Source organism: Streptomyces altiplanensis, assembly GCF_053591575.1.
Map to the genome: position 1 here is coordinate 25,132 of NZ_JBSFUB010000047.1, position 20,937 is coordinate 46,068.

General features: G+C 70.1%; 20 protein-coding genes and 4 pseudogenes. 8 read left to right on the top strand and 16 right to left on the bottom strand.

Annotation, left to right across the window (positions count from 1 at the left end; translation table 11 throughout):
* Positions 1-7 precede the first annotated feature (7 nt).
* The 10 genes and pseudogenes from ACWD0Y_RS20855 to ACWD0Y_RS20900 all read right to left on the bottom strand — a co-directional run bounded on the left by ACWD0Y_RS20855 (position 8) and on the right by ACWD0Y_RS20900 (position 7,362).
* Complete coding sequence (locus ACWD0Y_RS20855) at positions 8-1,903, bottom strand: amidohydrolase (protein ID WP_450261824.1); 1,896 nt, start codon at positions 1,901-1,903, stop codon at positions 8-10.
* Positions 1,900-2,853, bottom strand: a complete 954-nt coding sequence (locus tag ACWD0Y_RS20860; protein WP_450261825.1) for an alpha/beta hydrolase — start codon at positions 2,851-2,853, stop codon at positions 1,900-1,902. Before ACWD0Y_RS20860 ends, ACWD0Y_RS20855 begins: the two co-directional genes overlap by 4 nt.
* Positions 2,854-2,889: 36 nt before the next feature.
* Positions 2,890-3,261, bottom strand: coding sequence for an alpha/beta fold hydrolase (locus ACWD0Y_RS20865; protein ID WP_450261826.1), 372 nt, complete (start codon positions 3,259-3,261; stop codon positions 2,890-2,892).
* Positions 3,255-3,551 (bottom strand): hypothetical protein, encoded by a 297-nt coding sequence (locus ACWD0Y_RS20870; RefSeq protein WP_450261827.1) that lies wholly within the window; start codon positions 3,549-3,551, stop codon positions 3,255-3,257. Before ACWD0Y_RS20870 ends, ACWD0Y_RS20865 begins: the two co-directional genes overlap by 7 nt.
* A gap of 46 nt (positions 3,552-3,597) precedes the next feature.
* On the bottom strand, positions 3,598-4,176 hold the full coding sequence (locus ACWD0Y_RS20875; protein ID WP_450261828.1) for a Dps family protein: 579 nt from the start codon (positions 4,174-4,176) through the stop codon (positions 3,598-3,600).
* A gap of 92 nt (positions 4,177-4,268) precedes the next feature.
* Positions 4,269-4,775 (bottom strand): DoxX family protein, encoded by a 507-nt coding sequence (locus tag ACWD0Y_RS20880; RefSeq protein ID WP_450261829.1) that lies wholly within the window; start codon positions 4,773-4,775, stop codon positions 4,269-4,271.
* 5 nt (positions 4,776-4,780) lie between these two features.
* Entirely contained in the window at positions 4,781-5,443 is a 663-nt protein-coding gene (locus tag ACWD0Y_RS20885; protein WP_450261830.1) for a hydrolase, read from the bottom strand.
* A 444-nt stretch (positions 5,444-5,887) separates the two neighbouring features.
* Entirely contained in the window at positions 5,888-6,511 is a 624-nt protein-coding gene (locus tag ACWD0Y_RS20890; RefSeq protein ID WP_450261847.1) for an MMPL family transporter, read from the bottom strand.
* A 68-nt stretch (positions 6,512-6,579) separates the two neighbouring features.
* Positions 6,580-6,813: pseudogene (locus ACWD0Y_RS20895) on the bottom strand (MMPL family transporter); the annotation flags it as partial.
* A gap of 315 nt (positions 6,814-7,128) precedes the next feature.
* Positions 7,129-7,362 (bottom strand): hypothetical protein, encoded by a 234-nt coding sequence (locus ACWD0Y_RS20900; RefSeq protein ID WP_450261831.1) that lies wholly within the window; start codon positions 7,360-7,362, stop codon positions 7,129-7,131.
* Positions 7,363-7,680: 318 nt separating this feature from the next.
* Here ACWD0Y_RS20900 and ACWD0Y_RS20905 point away from each other — a divergent pair, with 318 nt between their 5' ends.
* Positions 7,681-7,809, top strand: coding sequence for a hypothetical protein (locus tag ACWD0Y_RS20905; protein WP_450261832.1), 129 nt, complete (start codon positions 7,681-7,683; stop codon positions 7,807-7,809).
* Positions 7,810-8,419: 610 nt separating this feature from the next.
* Entirely contained in the window at positions 8,420-10,270 is a 1,851-nt protein-coding gene (locus ACWD0Y_RS20910) for a transglycosylase domain-containing protein (protein ID WP_450261833.1), read from the top strand.
* Positions 10,271-10,322: 52 nt separating this feature from the next.
* Here the strand turns inward: ACWD0Y_RS20910 and ACWD0Y_RS20915 are convergent, their stop codons facing one another.
* Both ACWD0Y_RS20915 and ACWD0Y_RS20920 read right to left on the bottom strand, forming a co-directional pair.
* Positions 10,323-11,639, bottom strand: coding sequence for a hypothetical protein (locus tag ACWD0Y_RS20915; RefSeq protein WP_450261848.1), 1,317 nt, complete (start codon positions 11,637-11,639; stop codon positions 10,323-10,325).
* A gap of 450 nt (positions 11,640-12,089) precedes the next feature.
* Positions 12,090-13,262 carry an amidase domain-containing protein gene (locus ACWD0Y_RS20920; protein ID WP_450261834.1) on the bottom strand — a complete coding sequence of 391 codons (1,173 nt, stop codon included), beginning with the start codon at positions 13,260-13,262 and terminating at the stop codon, positions 12,090-12,092.
* A 292-nt stretch (positions 13,263-13,554) separates the two neighbouring features.
* On the opposite strand from ACWD0Y_RS20920, the pseudogene ACWD0Y_RS20925 reads away from it, so the two are divergent.
* The 5 genes and pseudogenes from ACWD0Y_RS20925 to ACWD0Y_RS20945 form a co-directional block, all read left to right on the top strand.
* Positions 13,555-13,692 (top strand): annotated as a pseudogene (locus tag ACWD0Y_RS20925) (IS701 family transposase); the annotation flags it as partial.
* An 89-nt stretch (positions 13,693-13,781) separates the two neighbouring features.
* A complete protein-coding gene (locus ACWD0Y_RS20930; RefSeq protein ID WP_450261835.1) occupies positions 13,782-14,213 on the top strand; it encodes a hypothetical protein in 432 nt (143 codons plus the stop codon).
* A gap of 487 nt (positions 14,214-14,700) precedes the next feature.
* Positions 14,701-14,892, top strand: a complete 192-nt coding sequence (locus ACWD0Y_RS20935) for a hypothetical protein (RefSeq protein ID WP_450261836.1) — start codon at positions 14,701-14,703, stop codon at positions 14,890-14,892.
* A 348-nt stretch (positions 14,893-15,240) separates the two neighbouring features.
* Positions 15,241-15,315, top strand: a pseudogene (locus ACWD0Y_RS20940) (hypothetical protein); the annotation flags it as partial.
* Between the two features lie 62 nt (positions 15,316-15,377).
* Positions 15,378-15,764: pseudogene (locus ACWD0Y_RS20945) on the top strand (cation:proton antiporter domain-containing protein); the annotation flags it as partial.
* 243 nt (positions 15,765-16,007) lie between these two features.
* On the opposite strand, the gene ACWD0Y_RS20950 reads toward ACWD0Y_RS20945, so the two are convergent.
* The 3 genes from ACWD0Y_RS20950 to ACWD0Y_RS20960 all read right to left on the bottom strand — a co-directional run bounded on the left by ACWD0Y_RS20950 (position 16,008) and on the right by ACWD0Y_RS20960 (position 18,327).
* The gene (locus ACWD0Y_RS20950) at positions 16,008-16,412 is read right to left on the bottom strand and encodes a DUF7144 family membrane protein (protein WP_450261849.1); all 405 of its coding nucleotides are present in this window, start codon (positions 16,410-16,412) and stop codon (positions 16,008-16,010) included.
* A 269-nt stretch (positions 16,413-16,681) separates the two neighbouring features.
* The gene (locus tag ACWD0Y_RS20955) at positions 16,682-17,857 is read right to left on the bottom strand and encodes a zinc-dependent alcohol dehydrogenase (RefSeq protein WP_450261837.1); all 1,176 of its coding nucleotides are present in this window, start codon (positions 17,855-17,857) and stop codon (positions 16,682-16,684) included.
* Positions 17,854-18,327: a hypothetical protein gene (locus ACWD0Y_RS20960; RefSeq protein WP_450261838.1), complete on the bottom strand. Its 474-nt coding sequence runs from the start codon at positions 18,325-18,327 to the stop codon at positions 17,854-17,856. The genes ACWD0Y_RS20955 and ACWD0Y_RS20960 overlap by 4 nt, the downstream gene beginning before the upstream one ends.
* A gap of 398 nt (positions 18,328-18,725) precedes the next feature.
* Here ACWD0Y_RS20960 and ACWD0Y_RS20965 point away from each other — a divergent pair, with 398 nt between their 5' ends.
* Positions 18,726-19,919 (top strand): PP2C family protein-serine/threonine phosphatase, encoded by a 1,194-nt coding sequence (locus ACWD0Y_RS20965; RefSeq protein WP_450261839.1) that lies wholly within the window; start codon positions 18,726-18,728, stop codon positions 19,917-19,919.
* 98 nt (positions 19,920-20,017) lie between these two features.
* Here the strand turns inward: ACWD0Y_RS20965 and ACWD0Y_RS20970 are convergent, their stop codons facing one another.
* A complete protein-coding gene (locus ACWD0Y_RS20970) occupies positions 20,018-20,731 on the bottom strand; it encodes a GAF and ANTAR domain-containing protein (RefSeq protein WP_450261840.1) in 714 nt (237 codons plus the stop codon).
* Positions 20,732-20,937 lie beyond the last annotated feature (206 nt).

Here is a 20,937-nt window from a genome sequence, read left to right on the forward strand (position 1 = left end):
CTCTCTTTCAGTGCTCGAAGCAGGGGTCGACGAAGGACGGCGTCGTTTCGGGAACGGAGCCGCGCGCGACGCGCCACCGGTGGTGCTGCTCGGACTCGGCGACGGCCTCGGCCACGTGCGATGCCTGGCGGGCGCCTTCCTGGCCCGACTGGTAGCCGCCGAAGTGGGCCACGGGGCTCCACTCGGGGCTCACCGGCGCGACCGCCTCGTCGAGCCCCTCGTACTCCGCGGTCGCGTAGACGATGCGCCCGCCGACGACGGTGAGCACGGACTCGATCTCGGGGATGACGTCCTCGGGCACGGTCAGGAAATCCTCGGAAAGGATCGCGAGGTCGCCGTACCAGCCTTCCCGCAGGCTTCCCTTGACGTCCTGCTCGCCGGTGAGCCGGGCGCCCCCACGGGTGTAGAGGTCGAGGGCGGTCTCGCGGTCGATGAGGTTCCCGGCCGGGTAGAGCGCCATGCCGCCGACGGTCCTGCCGGTCACCAGCCAGTGGAGTGCGACCCACGGGTTGTACGAGGAGACGCGGGTGGCATCGGTTCCTGCGGCGACGGTGAGGCCCCGGTCGAGCATGGCCCGGACCGGCGGCGTGTGGGCGGCGGCCTCGGCGCCGTAACGGTCGCGGAAGGCGGTGCCCTGGAAGGACATGCGGTTCTGGACGGAGAGGGCGCCGCCGAGGGCCGCGATCCGGTCCAGGCTGTCGCCCGAGACGGTCTCGGCGTGATCGAAGAGCCAGCGGTTGCCGCCGGGAAAGAGTCCTTCCGCCGCGAGCTTCTCGAAGACGGCCAGGTCGCGGCGGATCGTCTCGTCGTAGGTGGCGTGGAGCCGGAAGCCCCAGCCGTTCTCCAGCAGGAGGCGGACCGCCTGCTCGAACTCGGCCTCGTAGCCCTCGGCGAGCGCGGGACGGGGTTCGGAGAAGTTCTCGAAGTCGGCGGCGGCCCAGGTCAGGTTCTCGCCCGCGCCGTTCAGCCGGAGCCACTCGTCCCCGTCCCCGGGCTTGACCATCTCGGTCCAGCGCTTGAGGTCGGCGAGTTCCTGGCCGGCCGTCTGCGGGAAGAGATGGTAGGCGATGCGCAGGGACAGCTCCCCCGACCTGGCGAGGTCGACGACCGTGGCGTAGTTGTCGGGGAAGTTCTGGAAGCCGCCGGCGGCGTCGACTGCGGACGTCAGTCCGAAGCGGTTCAGCTCGCGCAGGAAGTGGCGCGTCGACGTCCGCTTGTCGGCCTCGTCGAGGGCCGGCGCCTTGGCCAGGGTCGAGTACAGGATGAGGGCGCTCGGCGCCGCGAGGAGCACGCCGTTGGGTTCACCGTCCCGGCCCCGGACGATCTGGCCGCCGCGCGGGTCGGGGGTGTCGCGCGTGAATCCGGCGGCCCGCACCGCGGTCCGGTTCATCAACGCCGACTGGTACAGGTGCAGGACGAACACCGGGGTGTCGGGTGCGGCGGCGTTCAGCTCCGCGACGGTCGGCATCCTGCGCTCGGCGAACTGTTCGGCGGTCCAGCCGCCCACGACGCGGATCCACTGCCCCTTGGGGGTGCGGCCGGCCTGCTCGCGCAGCATGGCGAGGGCGTGGCGGAGGCTGCGTACGCCGTCCCAGCGCAGTTCCAGGACGTAGTTCAGGCCGCCCCGGATGACGTGGAGGTGCGAGTCGTTGAGCCCGGGGATCACCCGGCGGCCGAGGGCGTCGACGACCTTCGTTCCTGGCCCGACGAGGTGGGCGAGGTCGTGGTCGTCGCCGAGGGCCGCGACCCGGCCGTCGCGGATCGCGACGGCGCGGACCTCGGGACGGTCGGGGTCGCCGGTGAACACCTTCGCGTTGCGGACGAGGAGGTCGGCCTGTGCGTGTTCCTGCCGCGGTGCGGGGACGAGGCCCGCGACGGGCATGCTTGTCGACGGCCCGGTCATGCGAGGGCCTTGCGGAGGGTGTCGGTGGCGAGACCGATGGCGAGTTCGGCGGCCCGCGTCTCGCGCAGCGCGTTCAGCATGACGAAGTCGTGGATGGCTCCCTGGACGCGAAGGGCGGTGACAGGGACTCCGGCGGCGCGGAGCTTCGCCGCGTACGCCTCGCCCTCGTCGCGCAGGACGTCGGCCTCGGCGGTGATGACCAGGGCGGGCGGCAGGCCGGTGAGCTGCTCGGTGGTGGCGCGCAGCGGCGAGGCGGTGATCTGGGCGCGCTCGGCCTCGTCGGTCGTGTACTGGTCCCAGAACCACTTCATGGCGTCGCGGCGCAGGAAGTAGCCCTCGGCGAACTGGTGGTACGACTCGGTGTCGAAGCTCGCGTCGGTCACCGGGTAGAAGAGGACCTGGTGGACGATGCGGACGTCGCCGCGCTGCTTGGCCATGAGGGTGAGGGCGGCGGTCATGTTGCCGCCGACCGAGTCGCCCGCGACGGCGATCCGCGTGCCGTCGAGGTCCTTGTGGTGACCCTCGCGGGCGACCCACTGGGCGACGCTGTAGTTCTGCTCAATGGCGACGGGGCAGCGGGCCTCGGGCGAGAGGTCGTAGTCGGGGAAGACGACGGCCGCCCGGGTGCCGACGGCGAGTTCGCGGACGAGCCGGTCGTGGGTGTGGGCGTTGCCGAAGACCCAGCCGGCGCCGTGGATGTAGAGGATGACGGGGAGCGGACCGGCGGCGCCGCGCGGGCGGACGATCCGGGCGCGGACGTCGCCGGTCGGGCCGCCGTGGACGGTGATCCACTCCTCGTCGACGTCGGGGAGCGGGACACCGTCACCGCTCTGGACGTCGTCGACGGCCTTGCGGCCGTCCGCCACGGGGATCTGGTAGAGGAACGGCGGCTGGGCGGTGGCGTCGGCGAAGGCCTGGGCGGCTGGTTCGAGGACCGGTGTGTTCGACATGAGGGGTTCTCCTTCGTAGGACGTACGGGGGGTCGCTCAGCGGGTCGCGCGCGCGGCGTCGAGGATCATGTCGGTGACCACGGCCGGGCGGGAGACGGCCACGGCGTGCGACGCGTCCACTTCGGTGATGTGCGAGCCTGCGCGGCGGGCCGTCCACCGTTCGGCAGCCGGCGGGATGTTCTTGTCGGCAGTGGCGGTCAGCGCCCAGGAAGGGATCGTCTTCCAGGCCGCTTCCCCGGCCTTCTCCTCCAGCGCGGCGGTCGCGACCGGACGCTGGGTCGCGGCCATGACCGCGGCGCCGGCGGCAGGGACGTCGGCGGCGAACTGCCGGTGGGACTTGGCCTGTCCGATCACGATTTCTGTTCCGGTGCCGCCGCCGGGCAGCGGGTACGACTGCGGGTTCACCATGCCGCCGAGGGCGGATCCGGGAACTTGGCGGCAAGGTCGGCCGCGCTCTCGCCCTTGTCCGGGGCGAACGCGGCCAGGTGGACGAGGGCCTTCACACGGCTGTCGCCCACCGCGGCGCCACTGATGACGGCGCCGCCGCAGGAGCGGCCGGCCAGGACGACGGGGCCGTCGACGGCGGCCAGCACGCCGCGCGGGCGGGCGGTGTCCGCGGCGAGGCCGCGCAGCGGGTTGGCGCGAAGCCGGGGCGGGACAACAGGGCCTTGCTCGGCACACAGGCACGGTGGGAGCACTCGCCGCCCGGCCCGCCGCCGACCACGACGACGTCGTACGTGTCCATCAGCCGCGCACCAGAGGGGTGTCCACGAGGTGCTCGGCCAGGAACCACACCTGCGCCTCGCCGGTGCGGATGACATCGGATACGAGCAGGTCGGCGCTGCCCTCGTCGCCCTCCTCGGAGAGCCGGGCTGCGGCGTCCCGGGCGTCGATCAGGATCCGCTCGTGCGCGTCGAGGAGCCGCGACAGCATGACGGGCACCGGCTCGACGCCGTTCGGCGGACGGGGGACCGCCGTCAGCTCCGCGACGTGACGCGGGTCCCCAACGGCGACGCCGCCGAGGCTCTGGACGCGCTCGGCCAACGCGTCCACGATGGCCAGTTGGGCCTCCGCGTGCTTGTCCAGCATCAGGTGGAGCGAGTAGAAGGTCGCCCCGCGCATGAGCCAGTGGTGCTTCTTGTAAAGGGAGTGGAGGATCTGCGTGTCGGCGAGGACGCGGTTCAGCCGCTGGCAGGCGTACATGCGGGTGTCGTGGCCGAGGCCGATCGGCAACTGCTTGAGCGTGCCGAACGCCTGGGTCTCGGGGCCCTTCTGATGCAGCAGCGGCTGGCCGCCGCCGTGCGGGGTCGTGAGGGTGTCCATCGGGTGCTCCTGTTCGGGAAAGAGGGTGGGAAGGGCCCGGCCGCCCGGCCGGGGGTACGCGGGCGACCGGACCCGGTCTGCGCGGCTCGCGCTCAGCGCTCGGCGATCGCCGGGGCAGCGGGCCGGTGCAGGACGAGCCGGGTGAGGAGTCCGCTGCCGAGACCGGCCACGAGCGCGAGGGGCGCCCACCACAGCGGGTACGGCGTGAGGCCGAGAGCCGCGTCGAGGGACCAGGCACCGGGTCCGGTGGCGGCCAGGGCGACGGCGGTGCCGATGAGGACGAGCGGGTACTCGTATCCGTCGTTCTGCACCCAGAGCCCGTGGCGCCACTTCACGGTGAGCGCGACCGTCATGACCCCGATGGCACCTGTCGCGGCGAGCGGGGTCAGGAGGCCGGCGGCGAGCAGCAGGCCCGATCCGATCTGACCACCGCCCGCCGCCAGGGCGGTGAGGGCACCGCCGCGGAAGCCGTCGGCGCGGAACTCCTCGCTGCCGCCCTCGAGTCCCCTGCCGCCAAGGTGCGAGCTGACCTTCTGCACACCGTGGCCGGCGACGAGCAGTCCCACCAGCAGACGCAGGATCAGAATGCCGGTGTCCACAAGGGTCAGCCGGCCGCGTGCGCGCCGATGACGCTCTGCGCGTACACGACGCCCAGGCCGTACGCACCCGCGTGGGCCTTGACGATCTCCATGACGGCGCCGTACGTCTCCTGACGCGCCCAGTCGCGCTGGAGCTCCAGGAGGACCTGGACCCAGGTCACGGGCACCGCGCCGGCGGCGATCATCCGCTGCAGCGCGTGCTCGTGGGCGGCCGGGCTGACGCCACCGGAAGCGTCGGTCACGACGTACACCTCGTAACCCTGCTCCAGGGCGGAGAGCGCGGGCAGCACCAGGCAGACCTCGGTCCACAGACCCGACAGGATGATCTTCTTGCGCCCGGTCGCCTTGACCGCCGCGACGAGCGCCTCGTCCTCCCAGGCGTTCATGGTGGTGCGGTCGATGGCCTCGTGCTGGGGGAACACCTCGGCGAGCTGCGGCAACAGGGGACCGGAGAACGACTCGGCGGCGACCGTGGTCAGGACGGCCGGCACGTCGAACGCCCGGGCCGCCTTGGCGAGACCCACGGTGCTGTTGATGATCGCGGCGCGATCGCCGCTTCCGGTGCCGAAGAACATCTGCGGCTGGTGGTCGACGAAGAGCATGACCGCGTTGTCGGGCGTGAGCAGGTCCGCGCTGGGGGCGGCCTGCACCTTGTTGATGTCGAACATGAGGGGTCCTTTCGAGGCAATCGGCAGTGCGCCTGCCGCCTCCGCGGCTCGGCACTCCTTCAAGCTACGAGCGCACCGAACGACCGCGTTGACCTACTGCGCCCAGGAGTTGGCACGACAGCGCACAGCCGGTCATGCCGAACCTCCAGGGCCCCCAGCGCCCTCTGGCGGGCCCGCGACGACCTGTCTCACTGGCGGCAACCTGCGCCGCTCGCGCCCACACCCTCGGCACCACGTTCCTTCCCGGCCTCGTCCAACGCCACGGTGTGACCAGCTCGCAAGACCAGCTCACAAGAGGAGAGGCACAGACGGGCCGAGCCTCACGGCCCGATACGGTGCGCAGCCGCCCCGCTCCCCCGCCCGAGGACAGTCGCCTCTACAGCAGCATCGCGAGCGGCCCGCGGCTGGGGAGGATCTGGGGAGAACGGGGCCGTCAGCGGCACCTCACACCCACACCACCGCGGCGACGTCCTTCCTGCCGCGGACCTCTTCGGCGACGTCCTGGGCGGCCGTCCGGGCGCTGCCGCCGCCGTCGGCCTGGACGACGACGGTGAGCGGCCCGTTGTGGCCGGGGCCGAAGCCTTCGGCGACCAGGTCGTAGGCACGGCGCTGCGTGGTCGAGGCGGGCTTGCTCTCGTCGCCCGGAAGTCCCGTCTCCAACGATGCCGCCGGCACGGCGATCACGCCGAGCAGGGCGATCCCTCCCAGGAGGACGGCGACCGGTCGCCGAACGACGGGCCGGGCCCAGCGCACGCCCATGGCCGGCTTCGGCCGGTCGTCCTCGCCGCGGCGCCGCTTGGCGCGGGGCGGACCGGTCCGGCGGCCGCAGATCCCGAGCGGCTCCGCGAGTACCTTGACCGCCAGGCCGCCGATGCCCACGCCGAGGACGGCGGTGAGCAGCGGAAGCCCGGTGGCGAGCAGCGATCCGAAGGTGAGGACGAGCACCACGGCGGCCACCGCGAGGCCCAGGGCCTCGGAGGAGTGCCCGCCGGCCACCGCGTTGACGGCATTGCCGCCGACCTCGACCGACAGCTCGTGCGAGCCTGCCTGTTCGACGGTGTCCTGCAGTGCGGTGCGGTGCGCGAGCTCTCCTCCAGATCCGAGGCGGGCACCCGGTAGGAGACCTGCGCGTAGGCGGTGGAGCCGTCCTCGCTCACCGACCGGGTCGCGTACGGGTCGGTGACCCGCGCGACCTGCGGATCGTTCCCGAGTTCCCGGACCGTCTCCTGGACGGCCTTCTTCGCCTCGGGACCGGTGATCCTGCCGTCCTCCGCCCGGAACACCACGCGGGCCGTCGCGCCGTCGGCGTTCAGCTCGGGGAAGCGCTCCTCCAGCAGGTCGTACGCCTGCTGTGCCTCCGTTCCGGGCATCGAGAAGTCGTTCGGCGGGGCGGCGGGAGCCTTCCCGGCCAGCACCCCCGTCCCCACGAGCAGTACCACCCACAGCAACGCGACCAGCCGGTGCCTCCGGAAGGAGATCCGGCCCAGCCGGGAAAGGAATGTGGCCACAGCAAAGGCCCCACGTCAGGTCGGGGTGTGTCGGAACAGGAACCGACGCTGTCAGCCCGTCCTGATCACCTCCGGAGAGATTCTGGGAAGTTCCTGAGAGATACGGGCGCCACGGCACGGTCGAGGCCACTGATCCCAGGTATGGCCGCTGCCTTCGCGGCCTGATTCACAGGAATTTCACCGAGGCCCTCCCGAGGTGCCCTCCGGTCCGCAAAACGCCTGGACGGGCGGGGCGACCGGCACGTTTGGAGAGATGACCTGGGAGCCGAAGGGGACGACGACGCCGCGGCGCATGACGAGGAACGCGTCCGTCCGGGCGGTGGTGAACAGGTGCTCCAGCCTGATCGTGGTGCCGCCGGGCCCGATGCCGAGCGCGTGGAACCGCGGCGAGCTCGTGGAGACCGAATTCACCCTGTGCAGGGCGGGGTTTACGCGCGCCCCGGTCAACGCGCGACTCGGGCGTGGCGAGACCGAACGCATCCTGCACTACGCATCCGTAAGGGCCAATGATTCGCGTCGCAAACCGGACTGCTTTCCACCGCTTCAGCCCCTTGCAAGTGCGCAGAATCACTCCGCCCTGGGGCTGCTTCCCGTGAAAGCGTCACGTATCTTCTGCCTGTGTCAATCGAATGCAAGAATGAGCGGAACTTTGCCATACCGGCCGAGCCGCATGGTGGACCGCTCACAGTCAGGGCTCTGCTGTGACTCGCCGCCACCGTCCTGGCGCTTATGACTGTCCGGATCGGCTGGGCAGCCATCATGGCCCGCGGTGGTCCCGCTGCCGCGGCCTTCCGCACTCCCCTCGTCGCGCCCTGGGCGGTGTTCCGCATCGCGCCCTCGGCGGAGAACCGCCCCTGAGCCGCGGCTGATACGGAAGAAGTCCACCGAAGCCGCGCTTCGGCAAGGCATCGTCGTGCCGACCGTGCCGCGGTGGCCGGTGTGAGCCTGCCCGTGGCGCGTGGGGCGAGGCTGTCGATCGACGCGACGTGGATCATGGCTTCTGAACTGGCGGCGAGGGCCTCGTAGCATCCTGTGGGGAGGCTGCGGGCTTGTAGCCCGGCCCTGATCTTCATGGGAGAAGCGATGTCGGCTGTGGTCGTCGTGTGTGAGGTGATCCACGTGGGCGTGGTGATGTCCCATGGGTAGGCGGGGCAAGCCGGCTGACCGTGGACGGCGGGCGACGTCCTCAGGATCTCGGGCCGGATCTCGGGCCGGATCTCGGGCCGGATCTCGGCGGGCCCCCCGGCAAACGGGCCGGTCGCGCTCCTCCTTGAGCACCAGGTGGGTGCTCGTGCAGCGGGCGCTGACGTCCCGGTCCCTGCCGTCATGGGTTCCGGCCGACCGGATCGGTGCGCTGATGAAGCGCGTACGGCCGCAGTACCCGCGACCGCACCGGCAGGGTTACCGGCGTTGGATCCCGTCTCCGCGCCAGCTGGTGTGCGCCGTACTGGGATGTACTGGTCTCCTGATGTCCGTTGTGGGCATCGCCTACTGGCGCACCGACATACCCGAGGACCTGAACTCCTTCGCCACTCAGCAGGACAACATCTACTACTGGGCCGACGGTTCCAAGATGTCGCGCACCGGCTGGGTCAGCCGACAGGACATGCCCCTCGAAAAGGTCCCGGAGGACGTCCGCTGGGCGGTCCTCGCCGCGGAGAACGCCAGTTTCTACAAGGATCCGGGCATCTCCCCCTCGGGCCTCATGCGCGCCGTCACCCGCATGGTCAGCGGCGGTGAGACGCAGGGCGGCTCCACCATCACTCAGCAGTACGTCAAGAACGCCTACCTCAGCCAGGAACAGACGCTCTCGCGCAAGTTCACCGAAATGATGCTCGCGCTGAAGGTCGACGACAAGTTCAGCAAGGACGAGATACTCGAGGGCTACCTCAGCACCAGCTGGTTCGGCCGCGGCACGTACGGCATCCAGCGTGCGTCGCAGGCCTACTACGGCAAGGAGGCGAGCGAGCTGAACGCCAGTGAGGGGGCTTTCCTGGCTTCCCTGCTGAAGGGCGCCAGCCTGTACGATCCGGCGCTGGGCGAGGGCAACCGCGCGCGGGCCGTGGAGCGCTGGAAGTGGACCCTGGACCGGATGGTCGAGATCGGGAAGCTCTCTCCCGCCGAGCGGGCGAAGTACACGAAGTTCCCCGAACCGACCCAGGTGACAGGCGGGCGAACGGACTTGAACGGCCAGCAGGGATACCTCGTCGAACTCGCCAAGTCGTACGTCACTCGCAACGGGAAGGTCTCGGAAGCCGAATTCGACCGCGGCGGCTACCAGATCTACACCACGTTCGACAAGAAGAAGACGGAGGCCCTGGAGGAATCCGTCCGCAAGGCCCGGAAGAAACTCGCGCCCAAGGAACGGAAGTCCGACACCTTCGTCAAGACGGGAGCGACGACCGTCGGCGCGGACGGAAAGATCGTTGCCCTGTACGGAGGCCCCGGCTTCCTCAAGCAGGGATTCAACGAATCCAACGCGGTCACGGTACCTGCCGGGTCCGCCTTCGCGCCTTTCGTCTACGCCGCGGCCCTCAGCGACGGCGTCGTACGCGACCGCGACGGCAAGCGCCACCCCGTCACACCCTCCAGCTTGTACGACGGCCGGCACAACGCCCCCGTCATGACACCCGAAGGGCCCTACTGGGACCGTAACGGCAAGATCGTGAAGGGCAAGAACGACGGCGGCACGTCCTGGGGCAGCTCCATCAGCCTGGACAAAGCGATGATGAACTCCGTCAATTCGCCCTTCCTCCAGCTCGGCATGGACGTCGGCCTGGACCGGGTCCGCCACCACGCGCAGAACGCCGGCCTGCTGCCCTCCAGCCTGGGCCGGCAGGTGCCCGCCTTCTCGCTCGGGAACTCCACCCCCAGCGCCATCCGCATGGCAGCGGCCTACCAGACCTTCGCCGCCCAGGGCAAGCAGACGGAGCCGTTCTCGGTACTCCGGGTCACCCGCAACGGAGACGAGATCCCACTGCCCGCAGTCCGGTCGCGCCGCGCGTTCACGGCCGGGGTGGCACAGCAGGTGACCGGCACTCTGCAAGGGGTCGTGCGGGAGGGAACCGGGAAAGAGGCGCAGACAGCGGGCCTGCAACCGGCGGGCAAGACCGGGACGACGGAGGACAACAAGGCCGCCTGGTTCATCGGATACACCGGGGAGGAGGCCACAGCCGTCGTGCTGTACCGGATGGACCTGCGCAAACTGGACCTGCTGCCGCTGGACGGTGTGGCGGGCTCTTCCGGGAAGGAGCCCGGCAGCCCCCTGCCGGTCGACATCTGGAGGGACTACATGCAGGCGGTGACGCCCCGCCCGTGAGGGCGCACCACCGGCTCCGGGCGGGCGCTCACTGGGCCGTGCTCGCCCGGTCCTACTTGACCAGCGTCTTCCACGAGGGCGCCTGACCGGGGTCCAGTGAGCGCAGCTGCTCCAGGAGCTGAGGGTCCTGGACGTCCATCCAGTCGGCCAGTTCCCTGAAGGAAACGCACTCGACGTCCTCGCGCGGGCACACCTCCCGCATCAGGTCCTCCACGGCGTCCATGTATATGCCGCCGTTCCACTGCTCGAAGTGGTTACCGATGAACAGGGGCGCCCGGCTGCCGTAGTAGACACGGTTGAAGCCGTTCATGTAAGCGCCGGTGGTGGTCTGCTTCCACATGCCGAACTGGGCCGGGTCGCCGTCCGTCTCGCCCTTCGACTGGTTGTAGAGGAAGTTGAAGTCCATCGAGAGCACCTGGATGTCCTTGCCGGGATAGGGCAACAACTGCAGCGGGAAGTCCCAGATGCCGTTCTTCTTGCTCGGCCAAGCCTGGAACCCGCCCGGCGAACTGGCGTCGTAGCGCCAGTCGAAGTCCTTGCTCGCCGATATGAGGTTCTCCTGGCCCTCCAGGCAGGGAGCACGGCCCCCGACGAATTCGCGGTCGGGGTCGAAGGGCAGGGGCGGCAGGCTGCTGAACCCGGTGTTGGTCTTCCACTTCTTCACGAAGTCGTACGTCTGCTTGATCTCGCTCGTCCACTCGTCGACGCTCCAGTCACCGCCGCCCTTGGGCCCGCAGAAGTGGCCGTTGAAGTGCGAGCCGATCTCGTGGCCGTCCTTCCAGGCGTCACCGAGCTGGGCCAGAGTCGTCCTGATGTGGTCGTCGGTGGGATAGGAGATCGCCGCGGAACCGCGGTTGTGCATGGGCGGGTCGTAGAGGTCGCTCTTCGACTTGGGCAGCAGATAGATGCCCGTCAGGAAGAACGTCATGTGGGCGTCACTCTCCTTGGCCACCTGGCGGAAGTGGGAGAAGAGGTGATCGTCGCCCTCGAGTGCGCCGTCCCAGGAGAACACCACGAACTGGGGAGGCTTCTGACCCGGCTTGAGCTTCTTCGGCTTCAGCTGGCCCGGCTGTGGCCCGGTGTGCGATGTGGAGCCGTCCCCCAGGACCTCGACCTTGCCGTCCCAGCGCTGGGCGCGCTTACGGGCGTTGGGACCGTTGCCCGCCTTGTTGTTCTTCGCACGGATGGTCGGGTCGTCGGCGGCGGAAGGCTCGGCTGCGGCACTGCCGTCCGGGCCGCTGATCAGAGATTTCCCGAGAAAGACCGTGATCAGCGCGAGCACCAGCACGGAGACGGATATCAGTGCGGTGCGGCCGGGCTTGCGTTGGCGGGCTCGTCGGCGGCCACGTCCACGGGCGCTTCGGCTCATCATTGCTTCTCCTGATGTGAAGGCAAGGCATGTCCGGCACGGCCAGACAAATATAGAACGGGCGATCGGTCCCCCTCCTGCCGGAGACGGAGTGGCTGCCCTCCTGGCACTGCCCACCGCCCCATGCGCACAGGCGCCTGCCCTGCTGAGGGATAAGAGGCCCGTGCCTCTTGGCGAGCGACGACAGCCCGGCAGGGGTGGGCGTGTCGAGGCCGGAGTCGCTGGAGCTGGTTTGCGCTGTCCCTGACTGCACTGTCCCTGACTGCGGTGTCCCGGACCGCGGTTTCCAGACATGCCGGGCAGGGGCGGACGGATTCACACTCGGACTTCCGCGTTCAAGGCCCGCCGCCGGCCGAGTGCGCCGGCTGTCCCGGCGGGCATGGAGCGCGCGGACCCGAGGACGCTGAACTGTGCGCCCCGCCCTCCGGCGCCGGAGGGCGGGGCCGTTCGTCAGGTGCGGTAAGCGAAGTAGTTCGCTCTCGGGTAGGAAGCGATGATGCTGGCCACCGACTTCCGGTAAGTGTTGGTGGAGTGGGCGGTCAGGTACGGGGTGCCCCGACGGTCCCGGTACGAGACCATCATGGTGTGGTCCTTCGACCCGTCCCGGTTGAAGTCCATCTGGAGAACGTCACCGACACCCATCTCCCAGACGTTGGAGAGGTTGGTCGTCCGCTTGCTGGACAGGGCGAACCACGACCACTCGTTGACGCCCACGAAGGACAGCGTGTTGCCCAGCTTCGGGTCGCTCCACCACTTCCGGTAGTCGTCCCAGGAACCGGGGGCGTGCTTCCAGCCTCCCGCCTTCAGCGCCTGGCTGACGAAGTTGGTGCAGTCGCCGCCGGCACCAGCGCTGTCGTACGAGGGGTAGGCAGGGTTGTACCTGCTCCAGTACTTCTCCGCGTACGCGCCCATTGCCGCGTAGTTGAGGCCGCTGCTGTTGCTGGCCGGCTTCGGAGCGGGCACCCGCGAGGGCCGCCTGGTGGACGCGGGAGCAGCCACCGGCAGCCCGTCGGAAGCAGCCGCCTTGGCCTGCGGAGCCTTGAGCGGAGCGTTGACCGCGACAAGGCCGGTGTCGGTAGGCCGTATGCCGGTCAGTGCCCACCTGCCGCCCGAGGTTCGGGTGAAGTCGACTTCGTGGTGCGCCTGGAACCCGGTGGTGGCCGGCTCGTTGCCACGAATTTTCTCGTACGTGAGCGTGGTGGTCTCGGTGACACGGACCGACGCCTTGCCGCCGCGCACCTTGACGTCGTTCACCTTGACCTTGGTGTCGGCCGCGGTGTACGCCTCGCCCAGTTCACGCAGCCGCTTCTTCCGGTCGCGCAGCGATGCCTCGGTGTGGTCCTCCGACCGCACAAGACCCGAGGACAAGTGCACGTCGCGACTGGCGAGCGCCCCGGCCCGCCGGCGGTGCGGGGAGCCGTCCAAGAGGGCGGCCGTCCGCTCAGTCAGTACGGCATCCGCAGCCCGCCCGAAGGAGTCGGCGGTAGGGCGGCCGGCGGTGCCCGAGCCGGCGGGAACGGCAGCCTCGTACCAAGAGGCACCCGCGGTGGCGGGCAGCACGACAGCGGCGGCGGCAACCGCCAATGTGGTGCCCACCATGGCCCTGAACGTCGTTTTCTTCACGAAGGTTCTCCCTTGTAACCCCGGCCCGACTCACGGAGCGCGGGAGACGAAATCTTCGCATGAAGTCATACGATGTGAAGAGTCTGTGCGTGTTGCGGAACTGCTACAAGGTGCCGCAGGGGGACGCCTCCTTGGCGGCGGGGCAGAGCGAGCAGACGGCCGACAGCCTTGGGGCTGAGCGTTGAAGGTGGCCGATTAGCGCTCCAGCAGCGGCTCGCGTCCTGAGTGAGCTGGTAGTTGTCGTTGTCCTGGTACGGAGGGGACGGCTGAAGTCAGCTGCCGGGCTGACGGGTTGGGATCGGCGTTCGCTCGGGTGGCGGGCCGGTCCGGCCGGGCGGATCTGCGGTGGCGGATGCGGATACGGGACCCTGTCCGGTTTCTACTGGGGCAGGCAGCCCGCAAGGACGGCGGGCAGCTCGCTGAATCCGCGCGTACGTTGCTGAACGGCTCGGCGCGGGAGACGGGAAGAACCACGCGGTTCCGCGCGTCCGCGAAACCGGATCAGAAGGAGGGGACGCAATGCCGGCGCCTTTGATGGGCCTGCTCCTGCTTATCAGTGCGGCGGCTGTTCCGGCGTGCATCCTGGTGATTGTTCTCATGCTGAGGAATCCGCCCCGTTCACCGTCCAGGATCTGTGCGGTTCTCGCCCTGATCTCCGTTTTCTCGGCCACGGCCGTGTACTGCTACGGCTGGTTCTCCGTAGCCCTGGGAGGGCCATTCCCGGAGCTGTGCGAGGACAGGAACGTGTCCGGCGTCCCCTTGGCAAGCCTGAAGCAGGATTACTGGCCCCTTCGCAATGCCTGCGTCTATTCCGACGGCTCGACGGTGGAGCACGTTTCCGCGTCGGTCAACGGATTCGTCAACGTGCCGGCTGGTCTTGCCGTCGTCCTGGCCTGTGCCGCCGCGTTCCTGTACCGGCGGGCACGACACCTTCCCGAAAGGGCCTCCTGACCATCGAATTCTCGTGCCGCTCCATGCTCAAGCAGCTCACCGGCGTCGCTGCCGGAGCCGCACTGGTCTCCGGCGGAGGCGCACCGCCGGCTCCCGCCGATGGCGATCGGCGAGCCGGCCCGGCCACCTACGGCGGAAGCGCTCTCGAGCCACACCGGGAGGGATGGAGAAAGGCGTTTGGTCAGTAAATGCCTTCCCTTAGGAGGCGTTTGACCCCTTTCGATCCGTCGGAGCATGGGGCTGGTTCCGGCCCGTTTGGGTCCAGACCGGAAGGGAAATCACCCCTCGGACACCACGGGCCCCTGCGGCCCGTAGGACACCAGTGACCGGTACGGCCACCACAACCGGCTCTTTCCACGGGGGGGGAAGAATGCGCCACCACCAGCCCATACCCGGGACACACCCCAGACCCCGGACCGCGCAGGGCCCACAGCGCGGCCCCGCCGCTTCGGCCGGGCGCGCCCTGTGCGGGAACCTCGCCCTGGCCATGATCCTCACTGGCGCCGGGACCTTCGTCCACCCGGTGTTGCCGCAGTCGCTGTGGTACCTCCCCTGGACCTCCCTCCCCCCGCTCCTGGCCCTGTGGGCCGTCCTGCGCGCCCGGGAGAAAAGAGCAGCCGCGGCCCGATCGCACCGCCCTCGCCCTCACCAGGAACTCGATCTCGACGAAGCCGCCTGACACCCCTCGGGCAGCCCCTGCCGAGGGAAAAGGCCGACGGCCGGCGGTCGGGCCACTCACCGCAGGCACCCGCTCGGCCTTCCCCTGCGGGCCCCAGGACCGGCCCGATTCACCGCGCCCCCTGCGCAGACACACGCTGCCGCTTCTCCGCCCCCGTCCAGAAACCCGCAGAGCGTCTGCATCTCCCGGGCACCGGCGCTGCTCCAAGAACCAGTCCCAGCGCGTTCTGTCCGCCATGTTCGCCGGCACCGCGTCGACACGCTCCCCCACAGTCAGCACCACGTGGTGCGTCGTCTCCTCGCACCGCTTCTCGCGTTCGCCGGCCGCCGCTGGTTCCGTGTGCCGGTCGTGATCTTCGAGATCGGCCTGGGCATCCTGCTGAGGCCGGACATCCTGGGGTGGATCCGCACGGACACGGTGCTGGACCCGCTGTCGGAACTCGGGCTGGCGGTGCTCATCTTCCTGGCGGGCTACGAGCTCGATGATTTCTCGCACCACTGTTCTTCGTGGTCACCGGCGTCGAGTTCGATCTGCACGCTCTCCTGGAAGGAGACCGGGCCCTGCTGCTCGTCCCGGTCTTCCTCGCTCTCTTCCTGGTGGTGCGGGGCCTTCCCGTCTACGCACTTGCTCCGGGGGACCTCGTTCCCCGCGACCGGAAGGCGTTGTTCCTGTACTCGGCGACCTGTCTGCCCCTGGTGGTGGCGATCACCACGATCGGTCTGGACGAAGACACCATCGGCACGGACGAGGCCGCGGCGCTCGTCGATGCCGCCATGCTCTCGGTGCTCGTCTTTCCGTTGACCGCGCTCCGCATCGGTGGGCGTTCCGCCGGCAGTGCGGAGCAGCGACGCCCGAGCCACTCGGGTCCGTGAGGGCGGCGAGGCTGCCGGAGGGGGCGTCGTTGCCCACCGCCCGGCCCCGCCCCGGGTTCTTCGTCCCGACGGAGCGACCCTGGTCATGGTCGAGCAGCCCGGTGAAGACGCTCGGGGAGTCGAAGCGCCGCGGACAGGGCCAGTCCCGCACGCCCTCAAACGACACGAGCGCGCAGGTCCGCGGGTCCCTGGCGAGAGCGTGCCCGGCGAGGGGAGGGGCAGCGGCTCTCCTCGGCGGCCTTCTCAGGCGGCCGAGCGGTCCGTCGCGAGGGCCCAGATCACGAAGACGCCGAGCGCGATGGCGATGATCGCCCAGACCGGCTGGTAGGGCAGCCACAGGAAGTTGGCGACGATGCTCAGCGCTGCCATGCCGATGCCCAGGCCACGGGCCGCCGCGCCGCCCTTGAGAATGCCGAGACCTGTGAGGATCAGGACGATGCCGATGACGAGGTGGATCCAGCCCCACGTCGTGAGGTCGAACTTGTAGACGTAGTCCCCGATCCGCTCGTAGACGTTGTTCTCGGCGATGCCCGCGATGCCGTTGAGCACGGCGAGGACTCCGTCGACGAGCAGCAGGACACCTGCGAACACGGTTCCGCCGCGCGCCCACGCGCCGGAGCCGCCACGGACCTCGTCCGCCTGCCGCATGCGTGTGGTTCCGGTCGCGCCGGGAGAGTTCGGGTTGTCGGTCATGGTTGCCTCCTCAGGTCACTCGGGCAGCATCACCCGGACGGCCGGAGCCCGCGAGACGGTCAGGGCCGTTCGGGTGAGCCGTTGCGCCGGGCCCGTACGCGTCCAGCCGCGCGAGGAGCGCCTGGAGCTTGCCGTCGTCCGGATCGCAGAGGGACACCCGTGCCGCACCCGCAGGCGGCGGGGCCGCCGCATCGCGCTGCCTGCCCCGCCGCCTGCGGCGCTCCTTACGTGCCGGGGCGGATGACCGCCCGCACGCAGCCGTCCTTCTTGTGTTTGAACATGTCGTACGCCGTGGGGGCCTGGTCGAGCGACAGCGTGTGGGTCGCCAGATGCGAGGTCTGGATCTCTCCGGCCGCGATGCGCTCCAGGAGCATCGGGATGTAGCGCTGTCCGTGCTGCTGTGCGCCGCGTACGGTCAGGCCCTTGTTGATCACCGCTCCGAGGGGGAACTTGTCGACCGCGCCGGCGAAGACGCCCAGGATGAACACGGTGCCCGCCTTGCGGCAGGCATGGACGGCCTGGCGTACGGCGGTGGGCCGGTCGGTCTGGAGGCGCAGTTGCTGCTTGGCCTGGTCGTACAGGTGCATGGGGCCGTCGCTGTGGGCTTCCATGCCCACGGCTTCGATGCAGACGTCCGGACCGCGGCCGCCGGTGCGTTCGCGGAGTTCGGCGGCGACATCGGTGGAGGTGTAGTCGAGGGTCTCGGAACCGATGTGCTTCTCGGTCATGGCGAGCCGCTCGGGGAGGCGGTCGATGGAGATGACGCGCTCGGCCCCGAGGAGGATCGCCGCCCTGGCCGCCATCTGTCCCACGGCGCCGCATCCCCATACGGCGACGACGTCGCCGGGCTTGACGCCGGCGAGGTCGGCTCCCATCCAGCCGGTGGGCACGGAGTCGGAGACGAACAGGGCGCTGGTGTCGTCGATCCCTTCGGGCACGGCGAAGGCCCCGTAGTCGGCGAAGGGCACGCGCACATATTCGGCGTGGCTGCCGCGCAGGCCGCCCATGGCATGCGAGTAACCGAAGATCCCGCCCGCCTCGTAGCCGAACATGGCCTGGCCGATCCCGGGGTTGGTGTTGGTGTTGTCGCACAGGGACCACAGGTCGTTGGCGCAGTACCAGCACCGTCCGCAGCCGACGAACGAGCAGACGACGACCCGGTCGCCCACCTTGTGGCGGCGTACTTCGGGGCCCGTCTCCACGACCTCACCGAGGAACTCGTGCCCGATGACGTCCCCGGCCCGCATCGCGGGGATGTACCCGCCGATCAGGTGCAGGTCGGAGCCACACGTCGTCCCGGCGATCAGGCGCACGATCATGTCCTGGTCGTTGCGGAGCTCCGGGTCCGGGACCCGCTCGACGGACAGCTTGTTCACGCCTTCCCAGCACAGCGCCTTCACAGCACTCCCTCCCCGCCCGAACGGCGGCTCAACAGCCCGATGACCTTGCCCGCAGGGGTGTGGTGCGTGGTGGGCGGGGCGTCCGGCCGCATGACCTCGCCCGCTTCCAGGAGGGCCTTGGCGTCCCGCAGCGCGGTCCGGACCTCCTGACGCGGGTCCTTGCCCGTCAGCCTCGCGGGCACAGAGGCCACCCGGGCGGGGAGCGTTTCCTTCAGGCGTACCGCCAGCTCCGTGCCCCGGTCGCCGGGGGCGGGGAGGATCCTGGCCTCCAGCCTGTCTCCGAACCTGTCCAGGGGTGCGGGCAGTGCCCCGCCGGGTTGTACGTCTGCCGGCGAACGGTTGACCGTCACCGTGAGCCAGCGATCGCCGGCCCGGTCTCCGTGCGCCCGTGGCGACCGGGCCCTGCGTAGGCCGAAGACCCCGGCGGCCAATGCGGCGAGACCGAGCGCCACCCGATTGAAACGTCCCACGTCGCACCTCCGGTGTTGCGGCGAAGCCCGAGTCACGGACCCGGGTGCCCCTGTGCCTCCGGAGGAAACAACCGGTGCGAGATCCCCGCGCCGGCCCGGCACCCGTACCGCCTGCCGAACCCCGGAGCGCGCCGGCCGGGTCCGCGGACCCGGCTCCCCGGGCGGCCGGCCCGCGGTGCCGGCCGGCCGCCCGGTGCGCAGGGCACGCAGTCGCGTGGCACGGGAACGGGCCCGGTCGGCGGTCCCCGCGACGAGACCTGAGCCGTACGCTGAACGCAGACAGCCATCTCGGGCTTCTCGTTTTCGTCTGTTTCGTCTGTCGCGCAGTGGGACGGCGGCCCCCTCATCGTCGACGCCGACGGGCGGACGCGGGCCGTCCCCGTCCGACGGGTCCTGCCATGACCACACTCCATGATTCCGCGCGCATGCTCACCGCGCTGTTGCGCGCCAGTCATCTGGTCACCTTCGAGCAGCTGCCTGCCCTGGTGGACCGGCATGCCGCCGAAGCCGGCCTGCACCGGGCGCGCATCTTCGTGGCCGATCTGCGGGAAGAAGTGCTGCGCGAAGCCACCGGGGAGGGGATCGACGCGGGCCTCGGGGGGCAGGAGATGCGCATCGACGCCACCTTGCCCGGCCGGGTCTTCCAGGTCATGCAGGGCTTGTCCACCTCCGTCGGCGGCCGTCTGCAGCACTGGCTGCCGATTCTGGACGGCACCGAACGGCTCGGCGTGCTCCGCGTCGAAACCGACGCCGAACCGGACGGGGCGGGCCGCGACGGCATGCGGGACCTGGCGTCGCTGCTGGGCCTGCTCCTGGTCTCCAAGCGCCACCACAGCGATTCCTACGCCCGCCTCACCCGTGTCAGCCCCATGTCGGTCTCCGCCGAGATGCAGTGGACCCTGATGCCGCCGCGTACCTTCGCCAACGCGAGGGTGACCATCGCCGGCGCCATGGAACCCGCCTACACCACCGCGGGGGACGCCTTCGACTACGCCCTGGCCGGCGACACCGCCCACCTGGCCGTCTTCGACGCCATGGGCCACGACACCGCCGCCGGTCTCATCGCCAACCTGGCCATGGCCACCTGCCGCAGCAAACGGCGTCAGGGCGCCGGACTCGCCGAAGCCGCTCTGTCCATCGAAACGATGCTGATCGAGCAGTTCACCCTCAACCGGTACGCCACCGGCATCCTGGCCGACCTCGATCTCGGTACCGGACTGCTCACCTGGATCAACTGCGGGCACCACCCGCCCGTCCTCGTCCGCGGCGGTCGCTGGACCACCGCCCTGGACTGTGCCCCCTCCCACCCGCTGGGGACCGATCTCGCACTCCCCGTCGTCCCGTGCCGGGAGCAGCTCGAGCCCGGTGACCGGCTCCTGCTCTACACCGACGGCATCACCGAGGCACGTGACGCCTACGGCCACGAATTCGGGCGTGAGCGCTTCGTCGACTTCATCATCCGCCGGCAGGCCGACGGCCTTCCCGTCCCCGAAACCCTGCGCCGCCTGGTTCACGCCGTACTCGACCACCACGACGGCAGGCTCACCGACGACGCCACCGTTCTGCTCTGCGAATGGCACGGGCCCGGGTGAAGCCACCGCTGTCCCTCCGGTGACCCTCCGGGCGCGGTTCCCCCGCGGGTGAGCGCCGTGGCACGACGGGACCGGGCCCCGCAGCCGCGTTCCCGCGACTACGGCGTGTGGGGTGGACGGCCCAGGATGTCGGCGGTGACGTGGGCCAGGGTCCGTCCAGTGCTGAAAGCGCGGGCCCGCATGAGAGCCAGGGCGTCCTCGGGCCCCACCCCCCGCCGCGCGGCCACCATGCCGATGGCACGCCGCGTGTCGAACCAGTGGGCGCGGACGACGTCCACCGGTTCCCAGACGGGCGCCTCCTTCCCCGTGATCAGCTGTTCACGGGCCGGTACGAGGGCCGCCGCCACAGCGTCGGCCACTTGCGGCCCCTGCTTCACGGCGTCCTCGTCCAGGGCGTCGGGCCGAAGGCCGAGAACGTCCAACGACCCCAGGACGTAGTCGCCGAAGTAGACCGGGAAGGCGTACACGGCCCGGACCTCGGGGAGTTGTTCGCGCATGCTCGCCCCGAACAAGGGCCACGGCGTGGGCGCGCCGTGCAGGTCGTTCACCACCACGGGCTCGCCGCCGGCCGCCGCGCTGATGCAGGGGCCCTCCAGAACGGTGAACTGGATCTCCTCCAGCAGCAGCGCGGTGGCGTTCGAGGCGCCCAGCAGCTGCCGGGACGGTGTGTCGGTCAGCAGCGACAGCGTTGCCCCGTCCGCCCCGAGGCCCTCGCACACCGCACCGCACAGGCGCCGCGGAAGCTCCTCCGGAGGGGCGCCCGCGGCGGCCTCCGTCACCAGCCATGCCGCCCCCGTCTCACCGGCCGTCATCCGACGCACCCTTTCGACGACAGACGCCCGGTCGGGAAGGAGACAGCGGTTCAAAGGGTGTACGGACGGTCCCGGCATCGCCGGCGCGGGGACAGCGGAGTGCTGTGGTCATCGGGTCATGGGTCATGCATGAGGCGTACCCGGCAATCACCGACCGGAACGCGAGCCGCAAGGAAGCGTGTTCGCCACCGAGGGCCACGGCACCG

Bases quoted from the DNA above. Each gene is read 5' to 3' on its own strand.
- ACWD0Y_RS20855 (WP_450261824.1), bottom strand. From the start codon at position 1,903: ATGACCGGGCCGTCGACAAGCATGCCCGTCGCGGGCCTCGTCCCCGCA.
- ACWD0Y_RS20860 (WP_450261825.1), bottom strand. From the start codon at position 2,853: ATGTCGAACACACCGGTCCTCGAACCAGCCGCCCAGGCCTTCGCCGAC.
- ACWD0Y_RS20865 (WP_450261826.1), bottom strand. From the start codon at position 3,261: ATGGTGAACCCGCAGTCGTACCCGCTGCCCGGCGGCGGCACCGGAACA.
- ACWD0Y_RS20875 (WP_450261828.1), bottom strand. From the start codon at position 4,176: ATGGACACCCTCACGACCCCGCACGGCGGCGGCCAGCCGCTGCTGCAT.
- ACWD0Y_RS20885 (WP_450261830.1), bottom strand. From the start codon at position 5,443: ATGTTCGACATCAACAAGGTGCAGGCCGCCCCCAGCGCGGACCTGCTC.
- ACWD0Y_RS20905 (WP_450261832.1), top strand. From the start codon at position 7,681: ATGACTGTCCGGATCGGCTGGGCAGCCATCATGGCCCGCGGTGGTCCC.
- ACWD0Y_RS20910 (WP_450261833.1), top strand. From the start codon at position 8,420: ATGTCCGTTGTGGGCATCGCCTACTGGCGCACCGACATACCCGAGGAC.
- ACWD0Y_RS20915 (WP_450261848.1), bottom strand. From the start codon at position 11,639: ATGAGCCGAAGCGCCCGTGGACGTGGCCGCCGACGAGCCCGCCAACGC.
- ACWD0Y_RS20930 (WP_450261835.1), top strand. From the start codon at position 13,782: ATGCCGGCGCCTTTGATGGGCCTGCTCCTGCTTATCAGTGCGGCGGCT.
- ACWD0Y_RS20935 (WP_450261836.1), top strand. From the start codon at position 14,701: ATGATCCTCACTGGCGCCGGGACCTTCGTCCACCCGGTGTTGCCGCAG.
- ACWD0Y_RS20950 (WP_450261849.1), bottom strand. From the start codon at position 16,412: ATGCGGCAGGCGGACGAGGTCCGTGGCGGCTCCGGCGCGTGGGCGCGC.
- ACWD0Y_RS20965 (WP_450261839.1), top strand. From the start codon at position 18,726: ATGACCACACTCCATGATTCCGCGCGCATGCTCACCGCGCTGTTGCGC.
- ACWD0Y_RS20970 (WP_450261840.1), bottom strand. From the start codon at position 20,731: ATGACGGCCGGTGAGACGGGGGCGGCATGGCTGGTGACGGAGGCCGCC.